Source organism: Alcanivorax sediminis, from assembly GCF_009601165.1.
GTDB lineage: Bacteria > Pseudomonadota > Gammaproteobacteria > Pseudomonadales > Alcanivoracaceae > Alcanivorax > Alcanivorax sediminis.
Genome location: NZ_WIRE01000001.1, coordinates 2,069,388 through 2,095,997 on the forward strand (window position 1 = coordinate 2,069,388; position 26,610 = coordinate 2,095,997).

21 protein-coding genes are annotated in these 26,610 nt (G+C 58.9%); 6 read left to right on the forward strand and 15 right to left on the reverse strand.

Translation table 11 applies throughout. The features are described 5' to 3' along the window. The first annotated feature begins 27 nt into the window (after window positions 1-27). Both GFN93_RS09500 and GFN93_RS09505 read left to right on the forward strand, forming a co-directional pair. Window positions 28-486 carry a DUF6998 domain-containing protein gene (locus GFN93_RS09500; protein WP_153500852.1) on the forward strand — a complete coding sequence of 153 codons (459 nt, stop codon included), beginning with the start codon at window positions 28-30 and terminating at the stop codon, window positions 484-486. A 137-nt stretch (window positions 487-623) separates the two neighbouring features. After that, window positions 624-1,328: a hypothetical protein gene (locus GFN93_RS09505; protein ID WP_153500854.1), complete on the forward strand. Its 705-nt coding sequence runs from the start codon at window positions 624-626 to the stop codon at window positions 1,326-1,328. A 44-nt stretch (window positions 1,329-1,372) separates the two neighbouring features. Here GFN93_RS09505 and GFN93_RS09510 read toward each other — a convergent pair whose 3' ends face one another. The 4 genes from GFN93_RS09510 to GFN93_RS09525 form a co-directional block, all read right to left on the reverse strand. Continuing rightward, window positions 1,373-3,265: a propionyl-CoA synthetase gene (locus tag GFN93_RS09510; protein ID WP_153500855.1), complete on the reverse strand. Its 1,893-nt coding sequence runs from the start codon at window positions 3,263-3,265 to the stop codon at window positions 1,373-1,375. Between the two features lie 957 nt (window positions 3,266-4,222). Then, complete coding sequence (locus GFN93_RS09515; RefSeq protein ID WP_208993732.1) at window positions 4,223-5,536, reverse strand: APC family permease; 1,314 nt, start codon at window positions 5,534-5,536, stop codon at window positions 4,223-4,225. A 6-nt stretch (window positions 5,537-5,542) separates the two neighbouring features. Beyond that, a complete protein-coding gene (gene mscK, locus GFN93_RS09520) occupies window positions 5,543-8,869 on the reverse strand; it encodes a mechanosensitive channel MscK (protein WP_153500857.1) in 3,327 nt (1,108 codons plus the stop codon). A 639-nt stretch (window positions 8,870-9,508) separates the two neighbouring features. Continuing rightward, on the reverse strand, window positions 9,509-10,174 hold the full coding sequence (locus GFN93_RS09525) for a tRNA/rRNA methyltransferase (RefSeq protein ID WP_153500859.1): 666 nt from the start codon (window positions 10,172-10,174) through the stop codon (window positions 9,509-9,511). A gap of 177 nt (window positions 10,175-10,351) precedes the next feature. On the opposite strand from GFN93_RS09525, the gene GFN93_RS09530 reads away from it, so the two are divergent. From GFN93_RS09530 to GFN93_RS09540, 3 genes are all read left to right on the forward strand, one after another. Next, window positions 10,352-11,374, forward strand: coding sequence for a phospholipase C/P1 nuclease family protein (locus tag GFN93_RS09530; RefSeq protein WP_153500861.1), 1,023 nt, complete (start codon window positions 10,352-10,354; stop codon window positions 11,372-11,374). A 69-nt stretch (window positions 11,375-11,443) separates the two neighbouring features. Next, window positions 11,444-12,784 (forward strand): peptidylprolyl isomerase, encoded by a 1,341-nt coding sequence (locus GFN93_RS09535; protein ID WP_153500863.1) that lies wholly within the window; start codon window positions 11,444-11,446, stop codon window positions 12,782-12,784. Next, window positions 12,784-13,425: a hypothetical protein gene (locus tag GFN93_RS09540; RefSeq protein ID WP_153500865.1), complete on the forward strand. Its 642-nt coding sequence runs from the start codon at window positions 12,784-12,786 to the stop codon at window positions 13,423-13,425. Before GFN93_RS09535 ends, GFN93_RS09540 begins: the two co-directional genes overlap by 1 nt. Here the strand turns inward: GFN93_RS09540 and GFN93_RS09545 are convergent. The 9 genes from GFN93_RS09545 to GFN93_RS09585 form a co-directional block, all read right to left on the reverse strand. Next, the gene (locus GFN93_RS09545; RefSeq protein ID WP_328594473.1) at window positions 13,389-14,327 is read right to left on the reverse strand and encodes a PA2778 family cysteine peptidase; all 939 of its coding nucleotides are present in this window, start codon (window positions 14,325-14,327) and stop codon (window positions 13,389-13,391) included. The genes GFN93_RS09540 and GFN93_RS09545 overlap by 37 nt on opposite strands. Window positions 14,328-14,341: 14 nt before the next feature. Beyond that, entirely contained in the window at window positions 14,342-14,731 is a 390-nt protein-coding gene (locus GFN93_RS09550; RefSeq protein WP_153500867.1) for a PA2779 family protein, read from the reverse strand. Window positions 14,732-14,783: 52 nt separating this feature from the next. Next, window positions 14,784-16,955: a selenide, water dikinase SelD gene (gene selD / locus GFN93_RS09555; RefSeq protein WP_153501932.1), complete on the reverse strand. Its 2,172-nt coding sequence runs from the start codon at window positions 16,953-16,955 to the stop codon at window positions 14,784-14,786. Beyond that, window positions 16,955-17,728, reverse strand: coding sequence for a PhzF family phenazine biosynthesis protein (locus GFN93_RS09560; RefSeq protein ID WP_153500869.1), 774 nt, complete (start codon window positions 17,726-17,728; stop codon window positions 16,955-16,957). The genes selD and GFN93_RS09560 overlap by 1 nt, the downstream gene beginning before the upstream one ends. 144 nt (window positions 17,729-17,872) lie before the next feature. Further along, window positions 17,873-19,360 (reverse strand): PhnE/PtxC family ABC transporter permease, encoded by a 1,488-nt coding sequence (locus tag GFN93_RS09565; protein ID WP_153500871.1) that lies wholly within the window; start codon window positions 19,358-19,360, stop codon window positions 17,873-17,875. After that, window positions 19,357-20,004, reverse strand: a complete 648-nt coding sequence (locus tag GFN93_RS09570; protein WP_328594475.1) for an ATP-binding cassette domain-containing protein — start codon at window positions 20,002-20,004, stop codon at window positions 19,357-19,359. The genes GFN93_RS09565 and GFN93_RS09570 overlap by 4 nt, the downstream gene beginning before the upstream one ends. Window positions 20,005-20,006: 2 nt before the next feature. Then, window positions 20,007-20,882, reverse strand: a complete 876-nt coding sequence (locus GFN93_RS09575) for a putative selenate ABC transporter substrate-binding protein (RefSeq protein ID WP_153500874.1) — start codon at window positions 20,880-20,882, stop codon at window positions 20,007-20,009. A gap of 311 nt (window positions 20,883-21,193) precedes the next feature. Further along, window positions 21,194-23,509, reverse strand: a complete 2,316-nt coding sequence (locus tag GFN93_RS09580; RefSeq protein WP_153500876.1) for a fatty acid cis/trans isomerase — start codon at window positions 23,507-23,509, stop codon at window positions 21,194-21,196. 145 nt (window positions 23,510-23,654) lie between these two features. Further along, complete coding sequence (locus tag GFN93_RS09585) at window positions 23,655-24,107, reverse strand: DUF3429 domain-containing protein (protein WP_328594477.1); 453 nt, start codon at window positions 24,105-24,107, stop codon at window positions 23,655-23,657. Window positions 24,108-24,358: 251 nt separating this feature from the next. Between GFN93_RS09585 and GFN93_RS09590 the strand changes: the two genes are divergently transcribed. Continuing rightward, window positions 24,359-25,075, forward strand: coding sequence for a nitroreductase (locus GFN93_RS09590; RefSeq protein ID WP_153500878.1), 717 nt, complete (start codon window positions 24,359-24,361; stop codon window positions 25,073-25,075). Between the two features lie 24 nt (window positions 25,076-25,099). Here GFN93_RS09590 and bla read toward each other — a convergent pair whose 3' ends face one another. Both bla and GFN93_RS09600 read right to left on the reverse strand, forming a co-directional pair. Then, window positions 25,100-25,855, reverse strand: a complete 756-nt coding sequence (gene bla, locus GFN93_RS09595) for a subclass B1 metallo-beta-lactamase (RefSeq protein ID WP_194285781.1) — start codon at window positions 25,853-25,855, stop codon at window positions 25,100-25,102. 70 nt (window positions 25,856-25,925) lie between these two features. After that, complete coding sequence (locus GFN93_RS09600) at window positions 25,926-26,441, reverse strand: Hsp20/alpha crystallin family protein (protein WP_153500882.1); 516 nt, start codon at window positions 26,439-26,441, stop codon at window positions 25,926-25,928. Between the last annotated feature and the right edge of the window lie 169 nt (window positions 26,442-26,610).

Below are 26,610 nucleotides of genomic sequence, written 5' to 3' on the forward strand. Positions count from 1 at the left end.
GTTGCGATGTTCACCCGGTAACTCTTCATGAATCACCAAAAATTTCAGCAACTGGTCAAGCAGCTCTATGCCACTGTGCATGAACTGGAGAGCTTATTCCCCGGCCGGCATTTCACTCCGGATGGCCATATGGTCGGCAGTATCGGCGAGTGTCTGGTGGCGGATGCCTATGGGCTGACGCTGATGACGGCTTCCAACAAGGGCTTTGATGCGCTTTCCCCCTGCGGCAAGCAGGTGGAGATCAAGGCGACGCAAAGTCGATCGGCAGCGTTTCGCAGCGAGCCTGAGCACACCATTGTGATCAAGATCCACCCGGATGGGACTTTCTCCGAAATCTATAATGGTCCGGGCGATGTGATCTGGGCGCAGTTTCAGGGTAAAACGATGCCCTCGAATGGCCAGTTTCAGATTTCTCTGACGAAGTTGGCTGCGCTCAATGAGGGAGTCGATAAAGGTCATCGCATCACTCCTCTTGCCGAGCGATAGCTCTCGAATTTTCTGAGTGGATGTACGTTTTGGCTTACATCCGTTTGCCTTCCCTTTCGCTAGAATTCCCTCCTGATTTATTCCCGTGCCGGGACGGCGTGGGTTACTACATATAGAAAAATATTGTTGGGGGAAACATGAACACATTCACTCGAGCACTATCGCTGGCCTCTGTAGGTCTTCTGGTGGTGGGCTGTGCCACTGTCAAAACGGACGAGCTGACAGTGGAAGAGACCGTTGGCTTTGAAGACAAAACGGTAGTGCTGAGTCAGTATGATCAATTGCCGGATTTTCCGGCTCAGACAGCGACAAACGTACAGTTCGGTATGATCGGGTTTGCAACCGCCGTTTCGAATGGGAATGCCATGATTGAGGAAAATGGTATTCAGGATCCTGCCCGGGAAATCTCTCGCCAACTGGCAGAAGGGCTTGAGAGAAATTTCAATATCAAGGTCATTAATAACGAAGAGCTGGTCGCCAATTCGAAGAAATTGACCAGTTTGGTTGAGGTGTATCAAGGTTATGATTATATCCTCGACGTGCGCACTCTGGGTTGGGGCTCCATCTACTTCCCTACGGATTGGAACAGCTACCGGGTGATGTATTCAGCTCACGCACGACTGATTGATGCGAGCAGCCAGGAAGTGATTGCGGAAGAGCTTTGTAACTTCAAGCCGGAGTTCGAGGATACGAATGACGCACCTTCCTATGATGATCTGAAAAGCGGTGAGGGCCTGAAGCGCGAGCTCGACAAGTCGGTTGCGCATTGTGTGGAATACATCGCCACTATGGCGAAATTTCATCACCAGCAAGAAGTGCAGGCGATGGCGGTTTCAGAGTAAGTTCTGTGCACATTTAAAGCGGCCCCGTAAGGGGCCGCTTTGATTTAACCCGTCACCAATTCCTTTTCCCGCAGTAGCACTTCAATCTCGGGAATGCTCGCTGGATCATCAATCGTGGACGGGATGCTGTAGCTCTCGCCATTGGCGATCTGCCGTAGCAGTTTGCGCAGGATCTTGCCGGAGCGGGTTTTGGGTAGACGTTGGGCAATGAGGGTGTTCTTCAGGCAGGCGACGGCGCCGATGTCCTGGCGGATGCGGGCCACAAGCTCCTGGTTGAGGGCGTCTGACTCGATATCCACGCCATCCTTGAGGAGTACCAAGCCGATAGGAACCTGACCTTTCAGATCATCGGCGATGCCGATCACGGCGCACTCGGCGACGGCCGGGTGACCGGCAAGCACTTCTTCCATTTCTCCGGTAGAAAGGCGGTGGCCTGCCACGTTAATCACGTCGTCGGTGCGCCCCATGATGAAGACGTAGCCTTCCTCATCCTTGTAGCCGCCGTCGCCGGAGGTGTAATAGCCGGGAAACTGTTCCAGGTAACCGGCCAGGAAGCGCGCGTGGTTGCCCCAGATGGATGGCAGGCAGCTGGGGGGCAGGGGCAGCTTGATGGCCACATTGCCTTGCTCGTTGGGGCCAACCTCGTTGCCGTTGTCATCCAGAATGCGCACATCAAAACCGGGGCTGGGTAGCGTCGCGGAGCCGGGTTTGCAGGGCTTGGGATCAATGCCCATCAGGTTGGCGCAGATACCCCAGCCGGTCTCGGTTTGCCACCAATGATCCACCACCGGCAGGCCGGTGATGTCGCGCACCCAGTCATAGGTGGGCGGATCCAGTCGTTCGCCCGCCATGAAGATCGTTTCCAGCGAAGACAGGTCATGTCGCTTGATGCCTTCGGCGTTGGGATCTTCTTTCTTGATCGCACGGAAGGCGGTGGGGGCGGAGAACAGTCCTTTCACTTTGTACTCTTCGGCCACACGCCAGAAGGCAGCGGCATCCGGGGTGCGCACGGGTTTGCCCTCATAGAGCACGGTGGAGAGGCCACTGAGCAGAGGGGCATAGACGATGTAGGAGTGACCCACCACCCAGCCCACATCGGAGGCGGCCCAGAAGGTATCGCCCGGGTCCATGTTGTAAATGGCTTTCATGCTGTAGCGCATGGCCACGGCGTGGCTGCCATTGTCACGGACGACACCCTTGGGCTTGCCGGTGGTTCCGGAGGTGTAAAGCACATACAGCGGATCAGTGGCCAGCACCGGGGTGCAGTCGGCCAGCGGTGCGGCGGCGACGGCGGTATTCCAGTCCAGATCACGGCCGGCAATCAGAGTTGCCTGTACCTGGGGGCGCTGGAACACGATGCAGTGTGCGGGCTTGTGCGTGGCCTGCTCGATAGCGGCATCTACCAGCGGCTTGTATTCGATGACCTTGCTGACTTCCACACCGCAGGAGGCGGAGACGATGACCTTGGGATGGGCATCATCGATACGCACCGCCAGTTCGTGGGCGGCAAAACCACCGAACACGACGGAATGAATGGCGCCCAGCCGTGCGCAGGCCAGCATGGCCACCACCGCTTCCGGAATCATGGGCATATAGATCAGCACACGATCGCCTTTTTCCACGCCTTGTTGTTGCAAGGCGCCGGCGAAGCGGGCTACTCGCTCGGTGAGCTCGGCGTAGGTGATGGTTTGCTTGGTGTCGGTGACCGGGGAATCATAGTAGATCGCCACCTGATCACCACGACCTGCCGCCAGGTTGGCATCCAGCGCCATGTGGCAGGTGTTCATTTCGCCATCCACAAACCAGCGGTCAATGCCGTTTTCATCTTTGCCGAGGATGGTCTTTGGGAAGGTAAACCAGTCCAGCTGGCGGGCCTTGTCAGCCCAGAAGGATTCGGGGTTATTGATGGAGGCGGAATATTCTTGTTCGTAGCTCATCGCAGCGGACCTCTTTCCGTGTCGCTTTCCACTTGTGGTGGTAGGTCTGGCCCGTCGCATCCTGGAGTGCCTGCAGGTAAAGGCGGGCAACGGCACGGGGCAGTTAAGGGTGTCTTCATTGGATGCTAAGACGGGCAGGTTGGCCAGTGAATTAGACTAAAGTTTGGAAAAGAGATGCATCACGCTTCACGCGACACAACTGGCGGGAGTGTGTCTTTGTGGGCGGGGGAGAGCGACGAGTTTCGAGTTTCGAGTTGCGAAAGGCAAAACATAGTGGGTTTCCGGGTTTTGGGGTTCGAAACTTGCTTCTCGTGATTAGCAATGGTTTTCCCCGCCAGGGCTCGGATCGCCTGCAGGCAAGTTATTCGCTTCGCTCACCCTTCGAGACGCACTCCGTGCGTTACTCCGCGACGCTACGTTCCCACAGCAGAAGAGGGAAAGTTCTATGTAGGAGCCTTGCTCGCAAGGCGATCCGAGCCACAGCGAGGGTAGGGGTGGCAGCGAGTGGCGAGTTTCGAGGAGCAAAAGGCGAAAAAGAATGGGGCGTCGGGATCAGGTTTTCGACACTCGCAACTCGTCACTCGGTCTTTGGCTTTGCCTCGCTGCGGCCGGATCGCCATGCGAGCATAGCTCCTACAGCAGAAGTTGGGTTGGGAGTGTTGCCTGATGCATGCGGCGTGTTGAGATAGTTACCGTCAGTGCAGCGTGGTTCAGGTGGTTCACCATGGGGCCGCCCCGGTTGGAATGCTTTGAGGCGGTGCTGTAACGCTGGATGTCTGACGCGAGAGGGCCAGTGCTCTGCACCGTGGGAGCGGTGGTTCCACCGCGAAAGGCGCGACGCGCCTTGGCTTGTTAAGGGATTTTTCTCGCAGCTCTCAGCTAGTCGCTGCTTTTCCCTCGCCAGGGCTCGGTTTCGCCATGCGAGCATGGCCCCTGCAGGGCAAGGTCTGTTTTTTTCTAACGGACGGTTCTGGCATAACCCCAGGCGCCGATCATCAGGGCGACATAGAGTCCGCCCACGAACAGCATCTGGCCGATTTCGTGGGTCAGTTCGTAGTAGAGAATCATGCCGGTGCCGCCGGCGAGGACCAGGCAGGCGAGCAGTGTGAGGGTGAGGGACGAACCGGTTTTGTCGCGGATGCGGAAGTTGGCCCAGGCCATCAGCAGGGAAACCAGCAGGAAGGTGATGCTGCCGAACTCCAGAATCAGCTCCAGGCCGCCAATCAGGATCAGGGCAAACGCCAGTGCCGCCATGATAATGATGGCGTTCACCGGGATGTGGTTTTTTCGCGTGGCCAATGCTTTCGGGAAATAGCCGTCGCCGGCTATCACGGCCATCAGGCGTGAAGCGCCAAACAGGGTGCCACTGATGGCGCTGCTGGTGGCCAGCAGGGCTCCGAGTATCACTAACCTTGCACCAAGGTTGCCAAGGATTTCGCCGGCCCCGGTGGCCAGGGCGTATTCCTTGTTACGGATAATATCCTCGAACGGAATGGCGAAGATGGCGCCCAGAGCAATGACCACATAGATCACAATGGCGGCCCCCACCGCCGCATAGATAGCGATGGGAATATTACGTTCCGGCTCGTCCATTTCGTTCATGGCATGAATCACCAGCTGGAAGCCTTCGTAGGCCACGAACGTGAGTGAGGCGACGATCAGGATGGACACCAGGCTGACCGGCTCCTGTGTGTTTAGCAGATCGGGTAGGGTGGCCTGGCCGTTGCGAATCAGCACAAACGAAATCAGGCCGAGGATCACCAGCTTGGCGTAAACCATCAGGTCTTCCAGCTTGCCCATGCCTTTTACGCTCCAGATATTGATCAGGGCAAACGCCATGATCACCGCGCCGGCCACGCCCTTGCGCAGCCACTCGTTGTCCCCATGGTCGCCACTGCTGATGGCGTAGGAGGCAAACGTATAGGCATACAGCGCCAATGTACTGATATAGCCAAACACTACCCACCAGCCAATCAGAGAGGCTGCGAAGCGTGAGCCCGGGAAGGTCCGCTTGAAGAACGAATAGGTGGCGCCTTCGTCGCGATAGTACAGTGCAAGCTTGATGTAGGAGTAAGCGGCCACGGCGGCAACCCCACCGCCGAGGGCAATGGCCACCGGCGTGTAGACACCAATCATGGCCACCGAGATGCCCAGCACGGAAAAAATGCCTCCGCCGACCATGCCGCCCAGCGCGATGGCGATCAGCTCCAGGATGCCGAGAGGCTTGTTGCGTTTGCGATGCAGCGAATGCTTTAACGGGAGTCCGAGCACGTCAGCTTAGCTCTGCTCGTCGCTGTTGCTGTCTTTGCTGTCGTCCTTGCGGGGCTGCTTTTCGCCTTCGATGCACAGGGTCTCGCCATCGTCGCGGCGGATATGGATATCCAGCTGGCTGAAGGCGATTTCCACACCGGCTTCCTTGCACAGGGCATCGATGCGACGGTTCAGTTCGTCGGTGGCCGCCAGTCGGTCGCTGATATCGCGGACATGGACCCGCAGTTCATGATCGAGGGTGCTGGCACCAAAGGTGAGGAAGAACACCACCGGTTCCGGATCGCCCAGTACGCGCTTGTTTTCGTGGGCGGCCTTGAGCAGGATTTCGCGGCATTTTTCCAGGTCCGAGCCGTAGGCGAAGCCCACCTTGATGATGATGCGGGTCACCGTATCGGACAGAGACCAGTTGATGAGCCGCTCGGTGACAAAGGCCTTGTTGGGCACGATGATTTCCTTGCGGTCAAAATCAATGATGGTGGTGGCGCGGATACGGATGCGGCTGGCGGTGCCATCCAGGTTGCCGATGGTGATCACATCACCTATGCGGATCGGCCGTTCAAACAGGATGATGATGCCGGAGATAAAGTTGGCAAAAATTTCCTGAAGACCAAAGCCCAGCCCCACACCCAGCGCCGCGACCAGCCACTGCATCTTGTCCCAGCTCAGCCCCAGTGCCCCGAGGGTAATGATGATGCCGCTGGCGACGATCACATAAGAGAGCAGCGTGGTGGTGGCGTAGCTGGTGCCCTGACGTAGATCAAGCCGAGACAGCACCAGCACCTCGAGCAGGCCGGGCAGGTTGCTGGCCAACAGGAAGGTCACCGCACCTATGACCAACGCTGCCATCACATCGCCGAGACTGATGGCAGACATCTGTTCGGTTTGGCCAACCATGTCCGTGGTTTCCCACAGCACAATGCTGTCGGTGTAGGCGAAGGCGTGCAGGACTTCTGCCCACACCCAGTAGACCAGCAGGCCGATGGCAGCGAACAGGGCAAGACGAATAAGGCGCAGGGACTGCTGGTTAACCTGCTTGAGATCCAGCTTGGGTTCTTCCACTTCCACTGCTTCTGACACGGTGGTTTCTTTCTGCTCGGCTTCTCGCTGGGCGAGCATACGCTTGTAGGAGAGACGCTGGGCCGCCACTGCCAGGCCACGTACCGCAGTGGCATCCAGTACCACCCACAGGGCGATCAGATAGAGGCTGTAGATCATGTGCCCGGCGAGTCGCACCGATGTGTAGTAGTAGCCAATACCTGTGAGCACCACCAGTGCCATAGGGGCAAGCACGCACACGGCAGTGATCAGGCCTTTCATGGTGCGGCTCACGTTACGTGCCGGGTAGCTCTGGGCCACGCTGGGCAGGCTGATGGCAATCACCAGCATGCAGGCGAGCATGATGACCAGGCCGACGCGGTCGTTGCTGAGCAGGGCGGGCCAGTAATCGCCAAAGGAAACGATCAGCAGCACCGGAATCAGCGCAAGGCCGGTCAGCACCAGCCGGCGACGCATGACGTGATTACCTTCCTTACTCCAGCGGAAATGCCGCTGAGCGATGCCATCGGTTTTGAGCACCCGATAGAGAAATTCAAACACAAACCAGAGTAGCGCCAACTGGACCAGAGCTGAGCCGAATACGCTGGTCAGGTTGCCTTCCAGTTGCCAGAGGGCTGTGCCGAACAGCACCAGGAACAGCGGTATCGGAGACGCAATCAGGACGGTATAGAGCAGACTCAGCGGCGTGTGTAGCTGGCTGTCCCTGCGCAGGTGGCCCACGTCCTTGTTCATGGTCGCGATGTGTTTCTTGAGACGTCTGCGCAGGATGAGGAGCAGTGCGGAGGGCACCAGAATGGCGATCAGCAATGGCCATTTGCTGGTGAGAAGCTCCTTGCCCAGCTGGAGCAATTCCTCCCATGGGGTGCTGGCGACTTGCTCCACGATCTGGCGTGGTAATTTTGCCAGCCACTCCAGGCTGAGCGGCTGGGTGCTGGGCATCCAGAAGGTCTGCTCAGAGATGGTGGTATGCAGGCTGCGGCTGATTTTTTCCAGCTGCTGATGGTTCAGTTGAGTGCGGGTCAGGATGGCCAGCTGGCGGCTGATTTCCCGGTCCAGTTGGTCGTACAAGGCAAGGCGTTCTTCACGCAGAATGCTGAAGGCTTTCTCCAGCTCCGGCGAAGGGTTGTCTTCCAGTTCCTTGCGGGCAGGAAGCGGGCTGTCATCCAGGGCTCGTATTTCCTTGTCCAGCTCGAACTGGCTGATGCGGATATTGGCGATGTCTTTTTTCAGATCCAGCGACATGTCGCTCTGCGGCAGACTCTTTTGTTGCTCATAGAGAATGCGTGACAGCAGCAGGCTGCCCTCGAGCATGCGGATCTGGTCGTTGACGGTGGTGGACAGGGCGCGGGCCTTGTCCAGTTCGGTCTTGGTGTTGACGGCGGTTCGCAACAGCTCGTTGGTGGCGGCATTGTGCTTGGCCAGCTGTTCGCGCAGTGCCCGGTTCTTTTCCCGCGCCTTGAGTACCTGGGGCTGATTGAGCACGTCTTCCGGCAGCTCTGCATCGGGGGCATTGGCCAGTGCTTCCAGCTGATTGCTGCGACGCGCGTTGATCAGCGGCTGCAGGGCATCCAGCTGGGCTTCAATGCGATTCTGTTCCAGCTTGTAGAGCTGTTGCTGCAGGCGCGCAATGTCCTGGGATTTGTCCACCACGGCCAGTTCCTGGTTGAACCGGTTGATGCGCGACTCCAGGGCCTGCAGCTCGGTGTTGAGCATGATCTGGTGTACATCGGACAGTGGCTCGCCTTGATCATCCTCGCCCTGGTTGAGGGTTACCCGGATTGCATCCATGCGATCCATGGCCTTGCTGATGGCGCTCTGTGCCTGTTCGGGCAATGTCTGTGCGCGGGTCAGGTTGCTGCTGGCTTCGGCCAGACCCTGCTGGTTTTTCTCCAGATCATCGAGCTTTGCCACCAGCGTCTGCACCAGGCTTTCCAGGCTCTGGTCGGCGTACTGCTCTGACCAGTTGGTTTCCTTGTCGTTGCGGGCGCGGGTGAGTTCGGCTTCAAGACGGATTCGCTCACTGGGGGCCTTGGCAGAGAAGGCCTGGAGTGACTTGATCTTTTCCTCGTTGAGATCAATCTCCTTGCGCAAGGCAAGGGTGCGCTCCAGCCGTGCCTTGTCCAGGTTCGGGGTGCCGTCTTCTTTCTTGCTGTCTGTTTGTGTGAGCTGTTTTTGCAGGTCGCCGACGCCGGGCAGGGAAAAGGACGTTTGCGAGATCTGGGAAAATGCCAGTGCTGGCAGAAACAGCAACAGGATCAGGGGAAGACGTCGATCCATAACAAAAATCACTCCTGGGGGAATCTGCGCTATTTGTACCATAGGGAGACGCGGCACGCCTCATGCTGGACACAACATGCAACACGCTGCGTGGGGCAGGGTCAGCTTGCGAGAGGTCTTCTGCAGGAGCTTGCCTGCAAGCGATCCGAGCGATAGCGAGGGTAGGGAGGGGCAGAAGCGAGTGACGAGTTTCGAGTTGCGAAAACCCAACATCCCAGGCATCCAGGTTTGCCTTTCGAAACTCGCTTCTCGTCACTCGACACTGTTTTGTTTCCTCGCTGGGCTCGGATCGCTTGCAGGCAATGTATTCGCTTCGCTCACCCTCCGGGCCGCACTCCGTGCGTTACTCCGCTACGCTACGTTCCCACAGGTGTTTCGGCAAAGCGTAGGTCGGAAATGGGCGTGAGCCGATCTCCGCCCTACGGTTTGATCGCCACGGGGCCGGTGTTTTGTAGGAGCCTTGCTCGCAAGGCGATCCGAGCGACAGCGAGGGTAGGGAGGGGCAGAAGCGAGTGACGAGTTTCGAGTTGCGAAAACCCAACATCCCAGGCATCCAGGTTTTGACCTTCGAAACTCGCTTCTCGTCACTCGACACTGTTTTGTTTCCTCGCTGGGCTCGGAACGCTTGCAGGCTGGCTGCTACGGCTTTGTCAGGCGGCGAATCAGTTGGCGGATGAGTCCGAGTGCCCGGTCATCCGCCAGCGGCAGCAGTTCCAGCAGCCATTGGTGCAGGTTTTCGCGCTCTTCGATGCCTCGTGCGCTGAGCAGCCCCTGCAGGGCGTCGCGGGTGTGCCGGTAAGTGTCCCTGTCGCTGGCGGTGGCGGGCGCTTCAGGGCGGTGCTTGCGTAGCTCCCAGGCATAGACCATCACCGCCTGGGCCAGGTTCAGGGAGGGCTGTGGGTGAGCCAGGGGAATGCTGCTGCCCAGGTCACACCGTGCGACTTCTTCACCGGTGAGGCCGCTGGATTCGCGGCCGAAGACAATGGCGGCGCGTTGCAGGCTGCCCGGTTTGGCGGAGAGCAGCGCGGCGCATTCGTCCGCATTCACATAGCGCTCTTTCTGGATTCGCTGGCGGGCGGTGCAAGCGATGCTGAGGTCCACATCGGCCAGAGCTTCGTCCAGGAAGTCGAATTGGCGGGCACCGGCGAGAATGTCCTGGCTCTGGTGGGCCACCCAGTTAGCGGCCGTCATGTCGCCGGGACGTACCAGCCGCAGATCGTCAAAGCCCATAGTCTTGATGGCGCGGGCAGCAGCGCCGATGTTCTCACCCCTTGCGGGTTCTACCAGTACAAACGCGATGTCCATGGGCTGTCATATCTGATGGTTAGCCTGAAAGGCGGCATTGTACCCGCTCTTCGGCCTGTGGCAGAAAATGTCCATGAATTGTCCCGGGGCGTCCTAGGGTTGGTACGCTCGTTTGGTTATTGTTTAACCAGCAATAACAAAAAGTTACACAACAATAAAACAGGGAGGGGACCCCCCATGAAGAAGCTCGCTATTGCAGGCGTTCTGAGCGCCGCTGTACTGGCCTCACCGGCCCAGGCTTTCCAGCAGATCACCCACAAGCGCATTGCCATTGATGCGGTGAACTACATGAAGGCCAATCCGACCACCACTGAGTACAACCGTCTGAAGGCCTGGGTGAACGCGGCTGGCTACACCATGGACCAGTTTGCCGAAGTGATCGGGCAGGGTGCCTACGACGTGGACGACTTCCAGGACACCTACCTGTGTGGCGCCACCACCGGTGATTGCGTTTACGCGCCGGTATTCAATGCCGGTTCCTCACTGGTGAACTACACCTCCTACTGGCACTTCCAGAATCATACTCGCGGTTCTGACGTGCACGGCAACGACTTCGGCGGTTACAACTATGACCTGCTGACCGTGTGGGGTGACATCGACAACCTGGCCGCCACCTGGCTGTACGGCGATTACATGGATGACGGTAAAGGCGGCATGACCGGCTGGTGGTGGTCTGACGATTCCGAGTACAACACCTACGGCGTGACCGAAGCCAACTACCGTCAGGGCAGCTACTCCAGCAAGTCCATGTACGATGACTTTGAGGAAATGCCGTTCCAGCCCATCGATAACCTGGGTCAGTACTGGTACAGCCAGTTCCTGGCCAACCCCACCGCCCAGACGCTGGGTTTCGTGATGCACACCACTGACCTGCTGCAACCGCACCACGTCTGGACTACCTCTGCCCTGAACCACAGCGGCTGGGAAACCTGGGTGGCGGATTACTATGACAGCGAGAGCCTGAACAACCCGGCCATGGTGGCGGCGGCTATTCAGGATTACACCCCGCTCTCGGCGTCCAGCAATGACATCCGTCCGCTGCTGACCCAGGGCGGTGCGCTGGCCTATGGCAATGGTGGTATCGTGTTGTCCAGCACCGATCACTCTGACCGTCTGCAGGTGGCTCAGGTCGTGATTCCCCATGCGATTGCCATGGTCGTTCACGTGCTGAACCATGCGGCACTGAAAGTGAATCCGTAAGCACAACACCGGCGGCCCTGCGGGGCCGCCTCGTCTACCTCCATAACCACAATAAGAGGGTGGGCCAGAATGAAACGTCTTATCTCGATTTTGTTTGCTGCGTCGGTGCTTTCAGCGCTGGCACTGCTGGGCTGGCGACAGTGGGGTCCGCTACCGGATTCCGTGGCCGCCCGGGTCAACGGTGAGGTGATTCCTGCCGAGACCTTGAATATCTTTGTGGCGGCGAGCCGCCGCGCCAATCCCCAGGCCAGCCGGGAAGCGGTGCTCAAGGGGCTGATCGAAAACCGTCTGTTGGCGGATATGGCGCAAAGCGAGCATGGCCATGAGGATCATGCCCGGGAAGATAACGAGGGCCGCGTGGGCTATAGCGCGCAAAGCCTGCACGAACAACATCGCTTTCGTTTGTTGCGTACCGCTTATGCCAACGAGATTCAGGCAGCTGTGCGCGAATCGGGTGTCAGTGACAGCCTTGCCTGGTTGACCGCACCACTGGATCTGTCCGCCGAAACGCTGCAGCCCATGCTGGCATTGCAGCAGAATCTTTACACCACCATGACCGAGGCGCAGCAGGCTCAGGCCGCGGCCCATGTGATTGCCCGTTACCGCTTTGCGGACGGCGCGCCTGAGCAGACGCTTTCGTTGTGGGATCTGTACCGTCGCCAGAATATTCAGCTCAAGGTGCAGATGCATAATCTCAATCGCGAATTTATCCGTGAAGCCATCAAGCAGCAGCTGAACATGGAATTCGTGTTTCACTGGTTCGAACATGAATCCGGCGTGGCTCCCGCCTCAATGGCGGCCATGGATCGTTGCATCCAGGATGCACGCCAGCGGGAGGTGATGTTGCATGAGTATGGTCTGATGCACGACATCCATGACGACAACCCGGCCCTGCGAGCCCAGGCGGAAACGGTGACCGCGCAACAGGTGGGCGAGTATTACCAGCAGCATCGTGACGAGTTTGTACGGGTGGAAAAAGTGCGCGCTCGCCACCTGCGGGTGAATAGCCAGCAGGAAGCCGACCGGGTGGTGGCTGAAATCAAACAGGGACTGTCGTTTGAAGAGGCCGTGAGCCGTTACTCCGTGGCTGACGATGCCCAACAGGGTGGTGATCTCGGTTGGGTGGATCGCGACAGCCGCAGCGGTGACTGGATCCGTGCGCTGGCCTTCGTGCAGCCACAGGGGCGCGTTTCTGCGTCGTTCCGAAGCCCCACCGATAGCAACGATGCCTATTGGGAGATTCTCTGGGTAGATGAAAAGATCACCGGCTTCCAGCCGGTGGATAGTGAGTCAGTGCGTTATCGCGCAGCCATGGCCATTGCCAAGGTGCAGCTCCAGGAAGCGTTCAAGGCGCGGCTGGCGGCCGCCAGTGATGCGGCATCCCTGCGAGTGAATCCGGAGGTGCTGTAATGCGGGTGGTATTCGCTGTGGTTGCTGGTCTTGGTCTGACGATCGGCGCCGGAGCCGTCTGGTGGCAGGCGAAAGAAAACGCTGCCGAGCAAAGCCCGGTGGCGTTGTCTGTGCCCCAATCCGAGCCTTCAGCGCACCGTGAGCTTGCCAGCGAGGAACCCCCAGCGTTGCCGATGGTTGAGATCATTGGGGAGCGTTATGTGGCGGCACCGGAAGCGTTGCTGGCGGAGCAGAATCGCGATCCTTCCCAGGTGCCTGTGCCTTCGCAGGCCGTGGTCACCGCGTTGCGCGAAAGCATGGAAAACGGTGATCCGCGAACGCCGCCTCTGGTGCGTAGCGAGGATCTGCGTGAGCTGCCCAGCGCCGCCGAGTTGGCGGACCCGGATCTCTACCAGCAGTACGAGCAACGTCAGAACCAGAAGGTCTATGCCTCCTTTGCCTCAGCGGCCACCCAGAAAATCACTGAACTGGAAACGATGATCGCTCGCGCGGAAGCGGACGGCCTGCCGCCTGAGCAGATTCAGGAAGGCAGGGAAAAACTGGAAGGGTTGCGCAACCAGCGGGATGAAATCCTGCAGGCGCATCCGGAAGTGGCGGAGACACTTCAGTCTGCGTCCGCAGGCTCCGCAGCGCAGGAATAGCCCAGATCGCGAGCGCTGTCCTGCAAGCCGGGATCTTCCGGTGACAGCGCCAATGCCTGACACAGGCTGTGCCGGGCAGCGTCTTCCTGTCCCAGGGCATGTTGTGCATAGGCCAGGTTATTCCAGGCCGCAGCAAAATCCGGCTTGAGCTTCACCGCCTGCTCGAATGCGTGCAGGGCAGCGTCACGCTGCTGCTCAGCCCACAGGCTGTTGCCATAACCAAACCACAGCTCTCCGCTTTGCGGGAAGGTCTCCACCGCCACCGGCCAATAACTGCCACCATTCGGTGCCGCCGATATCGCCCGGAATAAACCGTGGGCGGTGGCGCTGGCGGGCAGTTCTCCCGGTTGAACCAGAGTAAAGCCCCAGCGATCTGCACGGGCCCAGGTGCGGATAAAACGATTCCAGTGGCTGGTTGCGCTCTCGGTAGTACCGCTGTGCAGGATGATCGTCTTGCCGGCCTTGTCATAACCGGTGACCACAGCGAAGTGCCATTTCGGCCAGCTTTCCAGTGCCAGATTCTGCAATACCAGTACCGGGCGGCCAGCCTGAATCTCCCGAAACAGGCTTTCTTCATCTTCAACGGGGTAGGCAAGCAGACCACGACTACGCGCGGCGGCCTTCAATTCAATACCAAGGCTTCCTTCCCGTTCCGGCAACCAGACTTCGTCTACCAGCGCATCGGCGGTATCGGTCTTGCCAGCCCATTGCAGCATCATGGCCAGCGCGGCGGGCCCACACTGATACTTCTCCTGCGCTATAAAGGGCACGCGGATCTGATACTCGGGTTGTTGCCGCGCAAGCTCGGGAGGGGGGAGCGTCTGGCAAGCTGCCAGCATCATGAAAAGAGCGGCGGTGGCGACGGGGCGAGCCCGTTGCCACATCGCCAGGATCGGGGACACGAATATCTCCCGAATTAGCTGATTGGATGGATCGCCGGGAAGACGTTGGTCGCGCCAAGCAGATCCAGAATGATCAGAATCAGGATGATCAGCAGGATGGCTCCCAGTACGCTCTGGCCTGCGGGCAGCTCATCGGCTTTCTGGGCCAGTTGCTGCAGTTCCTGATCGGTGAGGCGATCCAGACGCTGGCTGACCTGTTCCTTGTCCACGCCGTATTTTTCCAGGGTTTGTGCGGCGGCCTTGTGGTCCATCACCTGCATCACTTTGGCTTTGAGTTCAGCACGATCCATTTGCTGGACCACGGCGTCGTTGCCGACCATGGCCGCGTGGGCGGCAGGGACAACGAGCAGCTGCATGAACAGCAGCACGAATGCAGTAACAAGGCCTGTCAGACGCTTGGTCATGAATGTTCTCCTGATGGCTAGGGAATATAAAAACTAAGCTATCAGTTTGACGTTACTTAATAAAAATTGATGCCGCGTTTTTCTCATCTTTTACAAGGACTTTACCGATAGCGACACCATTCACGCCGTTCATCGCCAATCGTTGCAGTGCATCACTGGTGTGCTCGCCAGGCACACAGAACACCAGTCCGCCACTGGTTTGCGGATCGCAAAGGGCGGTGAGCATGGCATCGTCAATGGTGTCGTCATGGGCGCAATGAAGCAGTGCACTGCGGTTGGCCTCATTGAGAGTGCTGGTGACACCATCCTTTATCAGATCAATGGTGCCCGGTAGCAGTGGCACCGCTGCAGTCTCCAGCGCAATGGCCACCTGGCTTTGCGAACAAATTTCCTGGAGATGGCCCAGCAGGCCGAAACCGGTGATATCGGTGCAGGCATGCACTGGCGTGCTGGCAAGAGCGTCCCTTGCCGGACCGTTACTTTGCAGCAGGGTGTCCAACGTGGAACCCAGCCAGCGTCCGCGCAGTTTGGCTCCGTGCATCATGGCGGCCAGCTGTACGCCGCTACCTATCGGTTTGGTGAGGATAATCGTATCGCCGGGTGTGGCGCCTTTCTTGTGCCACAGGGTGTCAGAATCTGCGCCGCCGTTCACGGTAAAGCCTGCGGCCATCTGCGGGCCTTCAATCGTGTGGCCACCCACCAGGGTGCAGCCTGCCTGATTCAATTCATGGACGGCACCAGCCATCAATCGCCGTAGATCACGGGCTTGCAGGCGCGGATGATTCCAGCCAAGGGTGATGTTGGCCAACGCGGAATGAGGCGTGGCGTTCATGGCGTACAGATCGCTGAGGCTATGAAGGGCTGCAATGCGACCAAAGCGATAAGGCTCATCGATAAAGGCAGGAAAGAAATCCAGGCTTTGGACCAGCTTGCGGTTTTCGGGCCATTGGATCACGGCGGCGTCATCGGCCGCATCCACGCCGGCTTCAATCCCCGGATTGATTTGAGGCTGCAAGGCAGACAGCGCTTCTCCGAGTGCATCGCTGCCCACTTTGGCGCCACAGCCGGCACAGTGCAGGGTATCGGGATCGGAGAGGGCGGGGGCCATGCGGGGCAGCTGATCCTGAAACTTGCGCATGAACGCGCGATCAATCCGATCCTTCCAGCGCCAGATCAGCGGGCCTCCCAGGCTCAGGCTGCCGCCGCGACTGGCCACGGCATCCTTGCCGCCTGCCGATAGCAGTGACAGAAAACGCGACTGCGGGCGGTAGGGCGTGAGTGGCTGGCCCTGAATGGCGGCACGCAGGTTGCGGGCGAGGGTCATGGCCTGCCGAACTGCATAGACTCCAGCCTTGGGCAGAGGCTGCGGAAACGCGGCGCAATCACCTGCAGCAAACACTCGCGCATCACTATGGCTTTGCAAAGTATCGTTAATCTTCACGAACCCTTTTTTATCGCAGTTCAGATCGCTGTTCGCGAACAACGGAATACCCCGCACGCCGGTGCACCATAACACCTGATCAGCATCCAGCGGCTGCCCGTTGGCGATGACCTGTCCGCCCTGATTTTCCACCAGGGTGTTTTCCAGAAAGCGGATGCCGTAGTCATCCAGCCGCGCCTGCATCTTGCGCCGAACGCTGGCGGCATAACCGGGTAGCAGGATGCTGCCTGAGATCAGCGACAGGGAAAGCGGACGTTGCTGCTGGCGGCCGTATTCGGCGATGGCCAGTACCATCTCGGTACCGCCGGCACCGGCGCCCACCACGGCCAGTGAGGCAGAGGGGTTATCGTTGACCCACTGTTGCCAGCGGGCATAAAAGCCGCTGACGGGTTTTACCGGTACCACCTGTTTGGGAAGGGAATAGCCCAGTGGAGACAGGTCCGGGGTGGCGCCCACATCCAGGCTGAGCCAGTCGTACTCCAGTTGGCTGCCATCGTTCAGTTCCAGTCTTCGCTGCTGGCTGTTGATGGCGGTGACGGCGGCCTGTACGAAGCGGGTGTGGGTGGCCAGACATAACCGGTAGAGATCCACGTGGGTCTCTTCCAGTGAGTAATGACCGGCAATCAGTCCTGGCAGCATGCCGGAATAGGCGCTCAGCGGCTCCGGAGACACCAGCGTGACGCGCACTCCCGGTATGGGCGCCATGGCCAGCATGCGCAGCACCAGGCAGTGGCTGTGGCCACCGCCCACCAGCACCAGATCCAGATTGGCAGCAGAGGTCATCACAGCAACAATTCGCCTTTCAGGTAGCAGCAGGCGTCGCCGCTGAGGCTGACCCGGTCCCCATTCAACGCGCAGAACAGCTCGCCTCCCCGGGCAGAAACCTGCCTGGCATGGAGCTGCGTCTTGCCCAGTCTTTCTGCCCAGAAAGGCACCAGGGTGCAATGGGCGGAACCGGTAACGGGGTCTTCAGGTACGCCTTTTGCCGGAGCAAAGAAACGGCTGACGAAATCACAGTCGTCGCCCGGTGCTGTGATCATCACGGCAAAGGTGTCCAATTGGGCGATAGCGTGCAGGTCAGGTTGAAAGTTGCTGACTTGCTCGGCGCTGTCGAGCAGTACCAAGGTATCCCGTGCCTGCAGGGCGGTGGCAATCTGGATACCCAGCGCCGCCTCCAGCGGCTGGCGATCGAGGATGGGTGTGCCGGGGCGCGCTGGAAAATCCAGCGTTAGCCGGTTGCCGTCACGGCTGACAAACAAGGGCCCGGAGGCAGAGCTGAAGCGAACCCGTTCACCGGGAAAACCGAGGGCGTTGAAAACCACCCAGGCGGCCGCCAGGGTGGCATGCCCACACAAATCCACCTCCACCGTGGGAGTAAACCAGCGCAGGGCATAGCCCTGTTCATCGGGCACGATGAAGGCAGTTTCAGAGAGGTTGTTTTCCAGAGCGATGTTTTGCAGCAGGCAGTCATCCAGCCACCCATCAAGCGGTACCACCGCAGCGGGATTGCCACCGAACAGTGAAGAGGTAAAGGCATCGACCTGATAAAGCTTCATGAGGGTCCTTGTTTGAGGCTGGACGCCAGACGCCTGTGGCCGGACGCTAAAATCTGAAAACCAAATAAGTTTGACCGCCTACAGGATAAAGGCCCTTGGGTCATGCTCCAACCTTTCTGACGATGACGTCTTGCGTCTGGCGTGCTAGCCCACGCCATGACCCGGTTTTAACCGCAGCCGCTTGCGGATACTCCGTGACAGGGCATCCACCAGCAGATTCAGCATCACTGTCGCGAGGATCAGAATCAGAGTCCGGTCAAAGCGGAACTCGGCCACGCTGGAATCGATGTAGAAGCCGAGCGTATGAATGCCAAGGATACCGAGTACGGCAGTCTCTCGCATGATCACTTCCCAGCGGTAAAGCAGAAACGCCAGCAGGTTGGGGCTGATTCGTGGCAGCACTTCCCAGGCATAACGATTGAGCCCGGTTGGCGCGTCGGCACGCAACTGCAGGCTTTCGCTGAACCGACCGGTGAGGTGAGCCACGATGGCACCGGTGTGCAGTGCCAGTGCCAGAATGCCCGGCAACATGGAGGGGCCGAGCAGGATCAGGAAAAAGAAAGCGAGAAAAAATTCCGGGGTGGTGCGCAGGATGACCAGCAGGCCATGTCCCCCGACGCGGGAGGCACGGGTGCCAAACAAGGGGGATATCAGCGGGAACAACAGCAGCGAAAGCAGGGCAGTGATCAACAGGGCGCCCATGCCGAGCACCAGTGTTTGCCAAAGACCCGGCCACAACTGTTGCTGCCACAGGCTGGCCAGCCACGGCATGAGTTCGTTGAGTCCGCCGCCATGGCGTAGTGGCGCCGGCACCAGATCCTGAGTCACAAAGCGAATCAGAATATCCGGTTTGATATGAATGACCGGTGGCGCCCAGGCGATGGCAGCAATCAGGTAAGCAGGAATCAACACCGGACGCAGCCACCCGCGCAGGGTGAAGATAATCAGGAAAAACAGATACAGCAGCGCTGCGCCCTGATCATAGTGACCTTCACGAAAGGCGGTTTCCAGGTGAAAGCCCAGGGTCGGCAGGCCGATAAAACCCAAAATGGCGGAAGCGCGGATGGCGCACTCCAGCCGATAGCCGCCGTAGGCCTTAAAGGCTTGCCACACCAGCGGCAGACGAGCATAGAAAAAAACGCTGATAGCAGAGCTGGCCTGTGGCAAAGCCGCAGCCGGTGCCGGGTTGGCTTCTTCCAGAAACTCCCCGAACACCTTGGCGAAAATGCCGCTGTAGGGAATGGCGATAGCCAGCACTGCCGTGGCGGTGGTGAGGCCGGTGAGCTGCAGCAGCAACAAGCCCCAGAACAGTTCGTGCACTGCGCGCAGGCTGGCGGCCACGGCTCTTACTGCGCGCCATTGCCAGCACACCGCCATGAGAAAACCGCCCAGTGCTCCCAGCGCGGTCCCCTGCCAGGCAAAGGCCAGGGTGTTGGCAATGGCTTGCCAGAGAAACTCAGTGGAAGAGAAATCCGGGCCGAGAAAACCCTGCGCCATGCACAGCAATTCGTGGCCGGGGGAGACCTGGGTAATTTCCAGATCGGCAAACAGCAACGCCAGCACGCCAACCGCAGCCAGCATGCCACTGGTGCGTCGCCAGCCACTGGCGGTGGTGTTGAGCGCTGTTGTCATTGGTAGAGGGCGTCCAGGTCCGCCAGTGTCAGCGACTGACAGGGCGCATCCAGCGCAATGATGCCATCGCGCAGGCCGATTACCCGGCTGCAACACTGCAGGGCGAGACTACGATCGTGGAGTGCGACCACGGCGGTGTCATGACGGCCAAGTAACTGCTGGAGCAAGGTCAGCCCGTGATGCTCGTCTACGCTGGAAACCGGCTCATCGGCCAGCAAGACCTGACGCTGGCTGTAGATCGCGCGCCCCAGGGCTACCCGTTGTGCCTGTCCGCCGGAGAGGCGATCGACGCTGGTAAAAAGCTTGTCCGTCAGTCCGAGGCTGTCTGCCAGTTCGCCAATGGCATGCTTTTGCGCGCGGGTTGGCCAGATCAGGTTACGCAGGTTGGTGAGGCTGTGCTGACGATCCAGTGCGCCCATGTAGATGTTATGAAACACGCTGAGCATGGGCACCAGATCGGCACTCTGCGGACACCAGGCCACACTGTCAGCCTGTTGCTCACGCAGGGCCGCAAGCAGAGTGGACTTGCCGGAACCGGAAGGACCCAGCAAGGCAACCTGTTCGCCCCGAGCAATGTGCAGGGTCAGATTTTCAAACACGGCCTGGCCGGGATGGCCAAGCCGTGCCTGTTCAAACTGAAACACGATCAGGGAGCGTCCAGCAGGCCGATGTTCTGGGCGGTTGCTTCGATTGGAGCGTAGCCCGCATTGCTGGCAGGAATGAACTTTTCCCGCGGGAAGGCGTTCAGCAACTCCGGATCTTCGATGGCCAGCAGGGCCTCGGTGACGCGCTGGCTGAAGCCTTCTCCGAATTTGGCATCCAGATCACCCCGGATGGTCCAGTGGTAGTCGGGGTAGGTCGGAGTTTCCCAGATTACTTTGACTTTAGTGGGATCGATCTTGCCTTCTTCCAGTTCGCGTTCCCACACCTGGTAGTTCACTGCACCGGTGGCGTAGGCGCCTGTCTGTACCAGGGCAATGGTGCGGCTGTGATCGCCGGAGAAACCCACTTTTTCGAACAGCTCTTCCGGCGCCTTGTTGAAGGTTTCGCGCAGATAGAACTCCGGCATCAGACGCCCGGAGGTGCTCCCTTTGGAGCCAAAGGTGAACGAGGACGGGGTGATGAACGCCTCGGTGAGCGTGTCGGTTGCTTCAAGGCCGGTAGCGGTGTTGGCAATGAAATAGCTCTTGAACGCGGTATCTTCCTGCCCTTGGGCAATCGCCTGTGAACCTGGTACCAGACGACGGGCCTGCACGCCGGACAAACCTCCGAACCAGGCCATTTGCACTTCGTCGTTGCGGAAAGAGGTAACGGCGGCAGCGTAGGATTTCACCGGTACATACTTAACCGGCACGCCAAGTTGATCTTCCAGGTAGAGCGCCACCACGCCGAAACGCTTTTGTAGCTGGGATTCGTCCTGGTCAGGAATAGCAGTGAAAGTGAAGGTGGCCGTATCGGGCTCTTCAGAACATGCAGACAGCAGCACCGCTGCCAGCAGGGCGGCAAGAATTTTGAAACGCATTGTCAGCTCCGTTCAATAGGGAGGCTTACCGGGCGGGAGAAGAGCGTCGCGGGCCCGGCGATACACGACCGGGCAATTATATCGAAGGGGGGCAGGGAAAACAGCTTTGGGCGTTGACCAATGAACGACGGGGCAAGGCGAGCAACAGGAGCAAGCTACAAGCGTCAAGCCGCAATGGAAAGCCTGAGTGTTGCGGGAGATTCCGCTTACTGAACGAATCCCCGCCTTGCACTCAGTGGTCTCCGTGTCTTCTGTAGTGAACATCGCCTTGCGGTAAGCGTCAGGCTTCAGGCGTTCAGCTTTCAGCGTTACTACAGATTCTGGTAGCGATTCATGTCCAGCACCGCGGCCTGGCTGGGCTCATGTTGTTCCATGTAGCGGGTGAGTGCATGAAAGTAATCCCAGAAATGCGGGTGGGTGCGGCGGATGCCGTAATCATTCACCAGTTGGGTAAAGCCCTCCTCGTCTTCCACTCCCTCCACGCGTGCAACGAAGGTGGCCAACTCCGGCAGCGTCAGGTTGAACATGAAGTTGGGGTAGCTGGCCAGCACACCGGGGTAAAGGGTGAGAGTATCCAGCTCCGGCTGGAAGCGACCATCTTCGTTGAACATGAACGCCACATTACTGTGGGCGCGGTTGCGGAACAGGGTATAGATTTCCTGTTCGCCTGCCTCATTCTCAACACGCAGCATGGTCACCTCTGGCAGAAACCGGATGGCTGGCAGGTTGCCCAGGCGCCGTGAAGCCAGTTTGCTGAGATTGCTGTCTGCCTGCTGACGCCAGGCTGCCACATCGTTGCGGGCACAGCGTTCACTGTCGCAACGATTCAACGGGTCGGGTCTGGCGTTAATCTCAGCAAAGCGTTTAACCAGGTTGGCATTAAATTCGTTAACCGGGGTGCTGGTCTTGAACGGGATGGCGGTGGGGTGCTCCGTATCAATGCTCGCATAGCTGATCTTCAGGCGAACTTTCCCGCCGTCCTGATACCAGTGATGAATAACCGGCTCACGCAGTTCGCGAGGCAGATAGCGCAGGAAGTTCTGTTCGGCGCCGTTACGAATAAGATCGAAGTAGAGGCGCGTCTGGGCCTGGTGGGAGACGGCACCAAACACATTGAAGTTCACCACCAGCTGGTAATAGGTGCGCTCAAACAGTGGGTAATCCATCACCCAGGTGGTCAGCGGATAGTCTCCCAGTAAACCTTTGCGTACCGATGCGTTGTCATGGTTGCGCAGAATGGTCAGCAATGCATTGCGGTTGTGGCCTTCGCCCGCCCAGATGGAATCCCAGCCGGGGCCGGCAGGTTCGGCTTTGGCATAGGCTTGCTGTCGAATGCGCAGATAGTCGTTGCGATCGCCGCTGTAGCGGAACCAGGCGGCCCCGGCTTCAAGCAGGCTTTCATCCTGGCCTGGCAGGCCGAGTAGCGGACTGACCTGATTACGATAGCGGGCATCGGTGATGAACAGGTCGTGTTGCGGATCCTGGAATACGGTCCAGAACTGATCACGGATCACATCGGTGGCAATCTGGCCACGGCAGACCGGCCCGCGGATAAAGGTGCGAACAAAGTACTCCGCATTATCGAGCATGAACTGATAGCGGGCTTCGGCAGGGATAGCTTCGAAGGTGATGAACGGGTTAGCCCGGTTTTCATAGGCATAGCCCGGCAGGGTATTGACCTGCCACTGACCGGAGAAGAACTGCTGTCGGGTGCGTGCCAGCTTCTGCGGATTCAGGGCAAAGGTGATGTGTGTCTTGTGCACCAGGGTGCCGCTGACCGGACGCAGCCGATACCAGAAGGGGTGGGCAGGCTCGTCATTGGGGCGGACGGTGGCGACCGGCACAAGGGGCTGTCCCGGTGGAGTCGATGAGCGCTCCAGAGTAAAAAAGTGCGCTGGCCGTGGCCCTTCTTCTTCGCCGAAATACAGGTGCGCCAGATACAAATGCTCGTACAGCCAGCGTGCCACCAGGGCATGGCGGTTGTCCCTGCGGTTCAGCAGGTTTTCCCATTGCTGGATCTGTTGCTGCTCATCGGCAGACAGCGTCAGCGGCTCTTCTTCAAGAGGGGCGCCGTTTTGCATCCATTGTTTGAGGGTATTGAACTCCTGATCGGTGAGTCCGGTGACAGCCAGTGGCATGCCTTCCATAGGATGATTATCGGCATAGTCATCAAACTCTTCCGGGTTCGGACAGGTGTTCTCGCGTTTCACCCCGAGCTGGATCTTGTTTGGCAGCTTCTGATTGGCGGGGAAGTCGTACTCATGGCCGAGCGACAGCATCTTGAACAGCAGGGAACCCCGCATACCGTAGGCGCTGTTGATCACCGAGTAGAAGCCTTTTTCCCTCCACTGGGCGGTGCTCTGGGCATCGGTGCCGAGGCGGGTAGGCGGAATGCTTTCTTCCCGGCCACCGTTGTAGACCGGGATTTTGCTGGCGCCGCGATCCAGACCGTCTACGCTTTCCAGCTTGAGTTGGCAGGGGGCATCGTAGCAGCCGTGGCAGGCCAGGCACTTCTGATCAAGAATTGGACGAATGTCTTTCTGGTAGCTTGGCGGAGCGGCCATGACAAGGCCGGAGGTGCCCATGAAGATCAGGGTCAGGGTGATCCATTGTTTTGCCAGCCGCATCCGTCGCTTCCTCCTGATCAGTGTCCGATGAGTCTAGCGGGCGCAGTCTGGAGTGGCTATGGGGTGACAAGGGACTGAGGAAAAACAGGGTAAAATCGGTTAGTTCAGTTTTGCTGTGCGTGACGCAAGAACGCATTCGCAATCTTCAAAACATTGGTAGCATGGCCGCTGCCCAACCGATCAACATGGCAAGCACGGCACCCGCTGTAAGCAAGGTGCGAAGCTTTCTGTACCAGCGCGGAAGTTCTTCATTGAAGAGCATCTGTTCCGTTCCCCACAGGAACATCAAGCCTGCGGCCAACATGGGTAAGGCCAGTTCGCGGGGCAGCAATAACCCGGTCCAGCCGAGGAAAGCGGCCAGCACTCCAAACAGCTGGGTGGGAAACTGATTGGATTGATGGAACTCGCTGAGCACTCGACCCCAGTGTATGGCACCGGCAAAGGTGAGCGAAATGGCGGCGTAGCCTACCAGTCCCGACAATGCGATATCGCGCCAGGGCTCGGCCCAGGCCAACGCTGCCAGGACAAACATCGGGGCAAGGCTGGCCAGAGTGAGGGTGCGGGTGCGGCGCACGTTGTCAATATGGGGTTTGGACACGGCAATTCCTTAATCAAGAACCTCTTATTATCCGCTGCGGAAGTGAAGGTTGGGACAAGGCGGTTTGTCAGTTTACCTGACCTGGCCCGCAGCCTGAGAGTGGCCCTGCCCGCGCTGGGCCTTGTCAGGGCGTGGCGGAGGTGCCTGCAGGGGATCAACTGGCGTTGGGTTTCAGTCTATCGGAGGTCTTGGTCATGGCCGGGGGCAGCCAGAGTTTGGCATAGTCGTTTCACTAACAGTGGAGTGATCCCATGGAATTCAAGGACGCGATGGCCCAGCGCCACAGTGTGCGAGCCTTTTCTGACAAGCCGGTGAGCGACGAGCTGCTCACGGAGTTATTGACCACCGCGACCACGTCCCCAAGCTGGTCCAATACCCAACCGTACATGATTGCTGTTGCCAAAGGCGCGGTACTGGAAGATCTCCGTGAAACCCTGCCGCCCATGTTTGATGAGCTGATAGCGTTGGCAAAGGGGTCAAAGATCAAGCAGATCAAGGCGAAGCTCACCAATGACGGCATTCCCGATGGGGATTTCCGGCCGGTGACCGATTACCCCAGAGACCTGCAGCCGCGACGCAATGCCACGGGGCATGAACTATACAAATTGCTGGGCATCGACCGCGCTGACAAGTCGGGCCGCCACCAGCAGATGCGCGAGAACTTCCGTTTCTTCAACGCCCCGGTGGCGCTGTTCATCTTTGTCCATGAGGGGCTGGATGTGTACAGCCCGCTGGACGCCGGCATCTTCCTGCAAAGCCTGATGCTGGCGGCCACCGATGCCGGTTTGGGAACCTGTGCGCAGGGGGCTCTGGCGCTGTGGCGTTCGCCGCTGGAAAAACACTTCAACATTCCGAAGCATTACAAACTGCTGTGCGGTCTGTCGCTGGGCTATGAAGCAGATGAGACCATCAACCGGTTCAAGCCTGAGCGTGCTCCGCTGGAGGAGCTGCTGGTGCCGTTGAAATAAAGGTTTGTCACCCGGCCGGCAGCGTCACGGACGGTATCCCTGCCGGGCCAGTTCAAGGGTGTGATTCAGTAGCGGGTCTTCACCTACCGGGCCATGGCCAGGCACCACTATCTCTGCGGAGGGATAGCGTGTCTGGATACGGCTGATGGCGGCCCCCCAGCCTGCCGGGCTGGAACCCTCCACGTAGTGAATATCAACGGCGCTGGAAGACTTCACCGCGCAGCCGCCGAAAAGCAGCTTCATGTCGTCATACCACACGACGATGTTGTCAGGGCTGTGGGCCGGGCCGGGGTAGAAGACTTCCAGTGATCCGAGCTGGGCGGAGGTATCTTGCTCCAGTTCGTCGATGGCCTTGGGAAGCTGCTCGCGAGGGTACTTTGCCGCGGCAAGGGTTCGCGTCATGGGGTGCACATAGGCCGCAATGTGCTGCTCAGCCAAAGCAGGCAGCCCACCGATTCTGTCCGCATGGGCGTGAGTCAGAATGGCCATGTCCGGTTTCCTGCCAAAATAGTCTTCGATCCAGGTGAGTAGCTCGCTTGTGAGGGCATTCCCCCAAGCGGTATCGACCAGGATGAGCTGATCGTCGTCAAGGATAATCAGCCCATTGGCCGGGTAGCGTTCCCCCTCCACCCGCGCCCATGAGCGATGCACCCAAACGTGGTCATTCAGGGGGTAAACCTGGAGGTCTTCAGTCTGCAAGGTAAAGTCATGACCGCCAGAATCGAAATGGTGGCAGGCAGATAACAGCAGCAGGGTCAGGTAAACGAGTACGGATCGCATAACAGGCCTCCAGAGGGAGGCCCATGGTAGCGATTTCATCCGGGGCGGACGAGTTACCCGGTTCCTGTTTTCAATGGATCTCGATTTTCCTGCGGCCGTGACCATGTTGCTCATGGCGGGGTATGGTCAGGGACAGCACCCCGTTGTGAAAGACCGCGTTCATTTGCTCGCCATCCGCGTCTGCCGGCAAGGACAGCATGCGCTGAAACTGACCATATCGGCGTTCGCTGTAGTGGTAGCCATCCCGCTCTGATTCCTGGATGTCCTGCTTGTGGCCACTGATTTGCAGGCGTTCGTTGTCGAGGGTGATCTCCAGATCCTGCTTCTCGACACCCGCCAGTTCTGCGGTGATCAGGTAGTGGTCTTCCCGTTCAAGAATATCCAGATTCGGGCGGAAGGGAGCGCTGGGCTGAGCCTGGGGGGCAGGGGTGGTCCAGGCCATGTCGCCCAGCATTTGCTCGAACCAGTTGTCGAACTCTCTTTCCCAGCGCAACAGGGGGTGGCGTGGTTGCCGTTGAGGTAGTGGGCGGTCCCGGTTGCTCTCGTCGCTCAGCCAGTTCCATGGTGTCATTTTGTGCATATCCATCGCATTTCCTCCTGTATTGGCTCCCAGAATGAGGCAGTCGCCCTCCCTTTGTGAGCTTCTGGGGTGAGAGTTTCAATGCTTTTTCGTCTGTTTTTTGATCAGCGTCATGAAGCGGGAAGGCGAGGGTGCAAGCGGGGCTTTGCAGGCGCAGGATGGAAACATGGCTGAC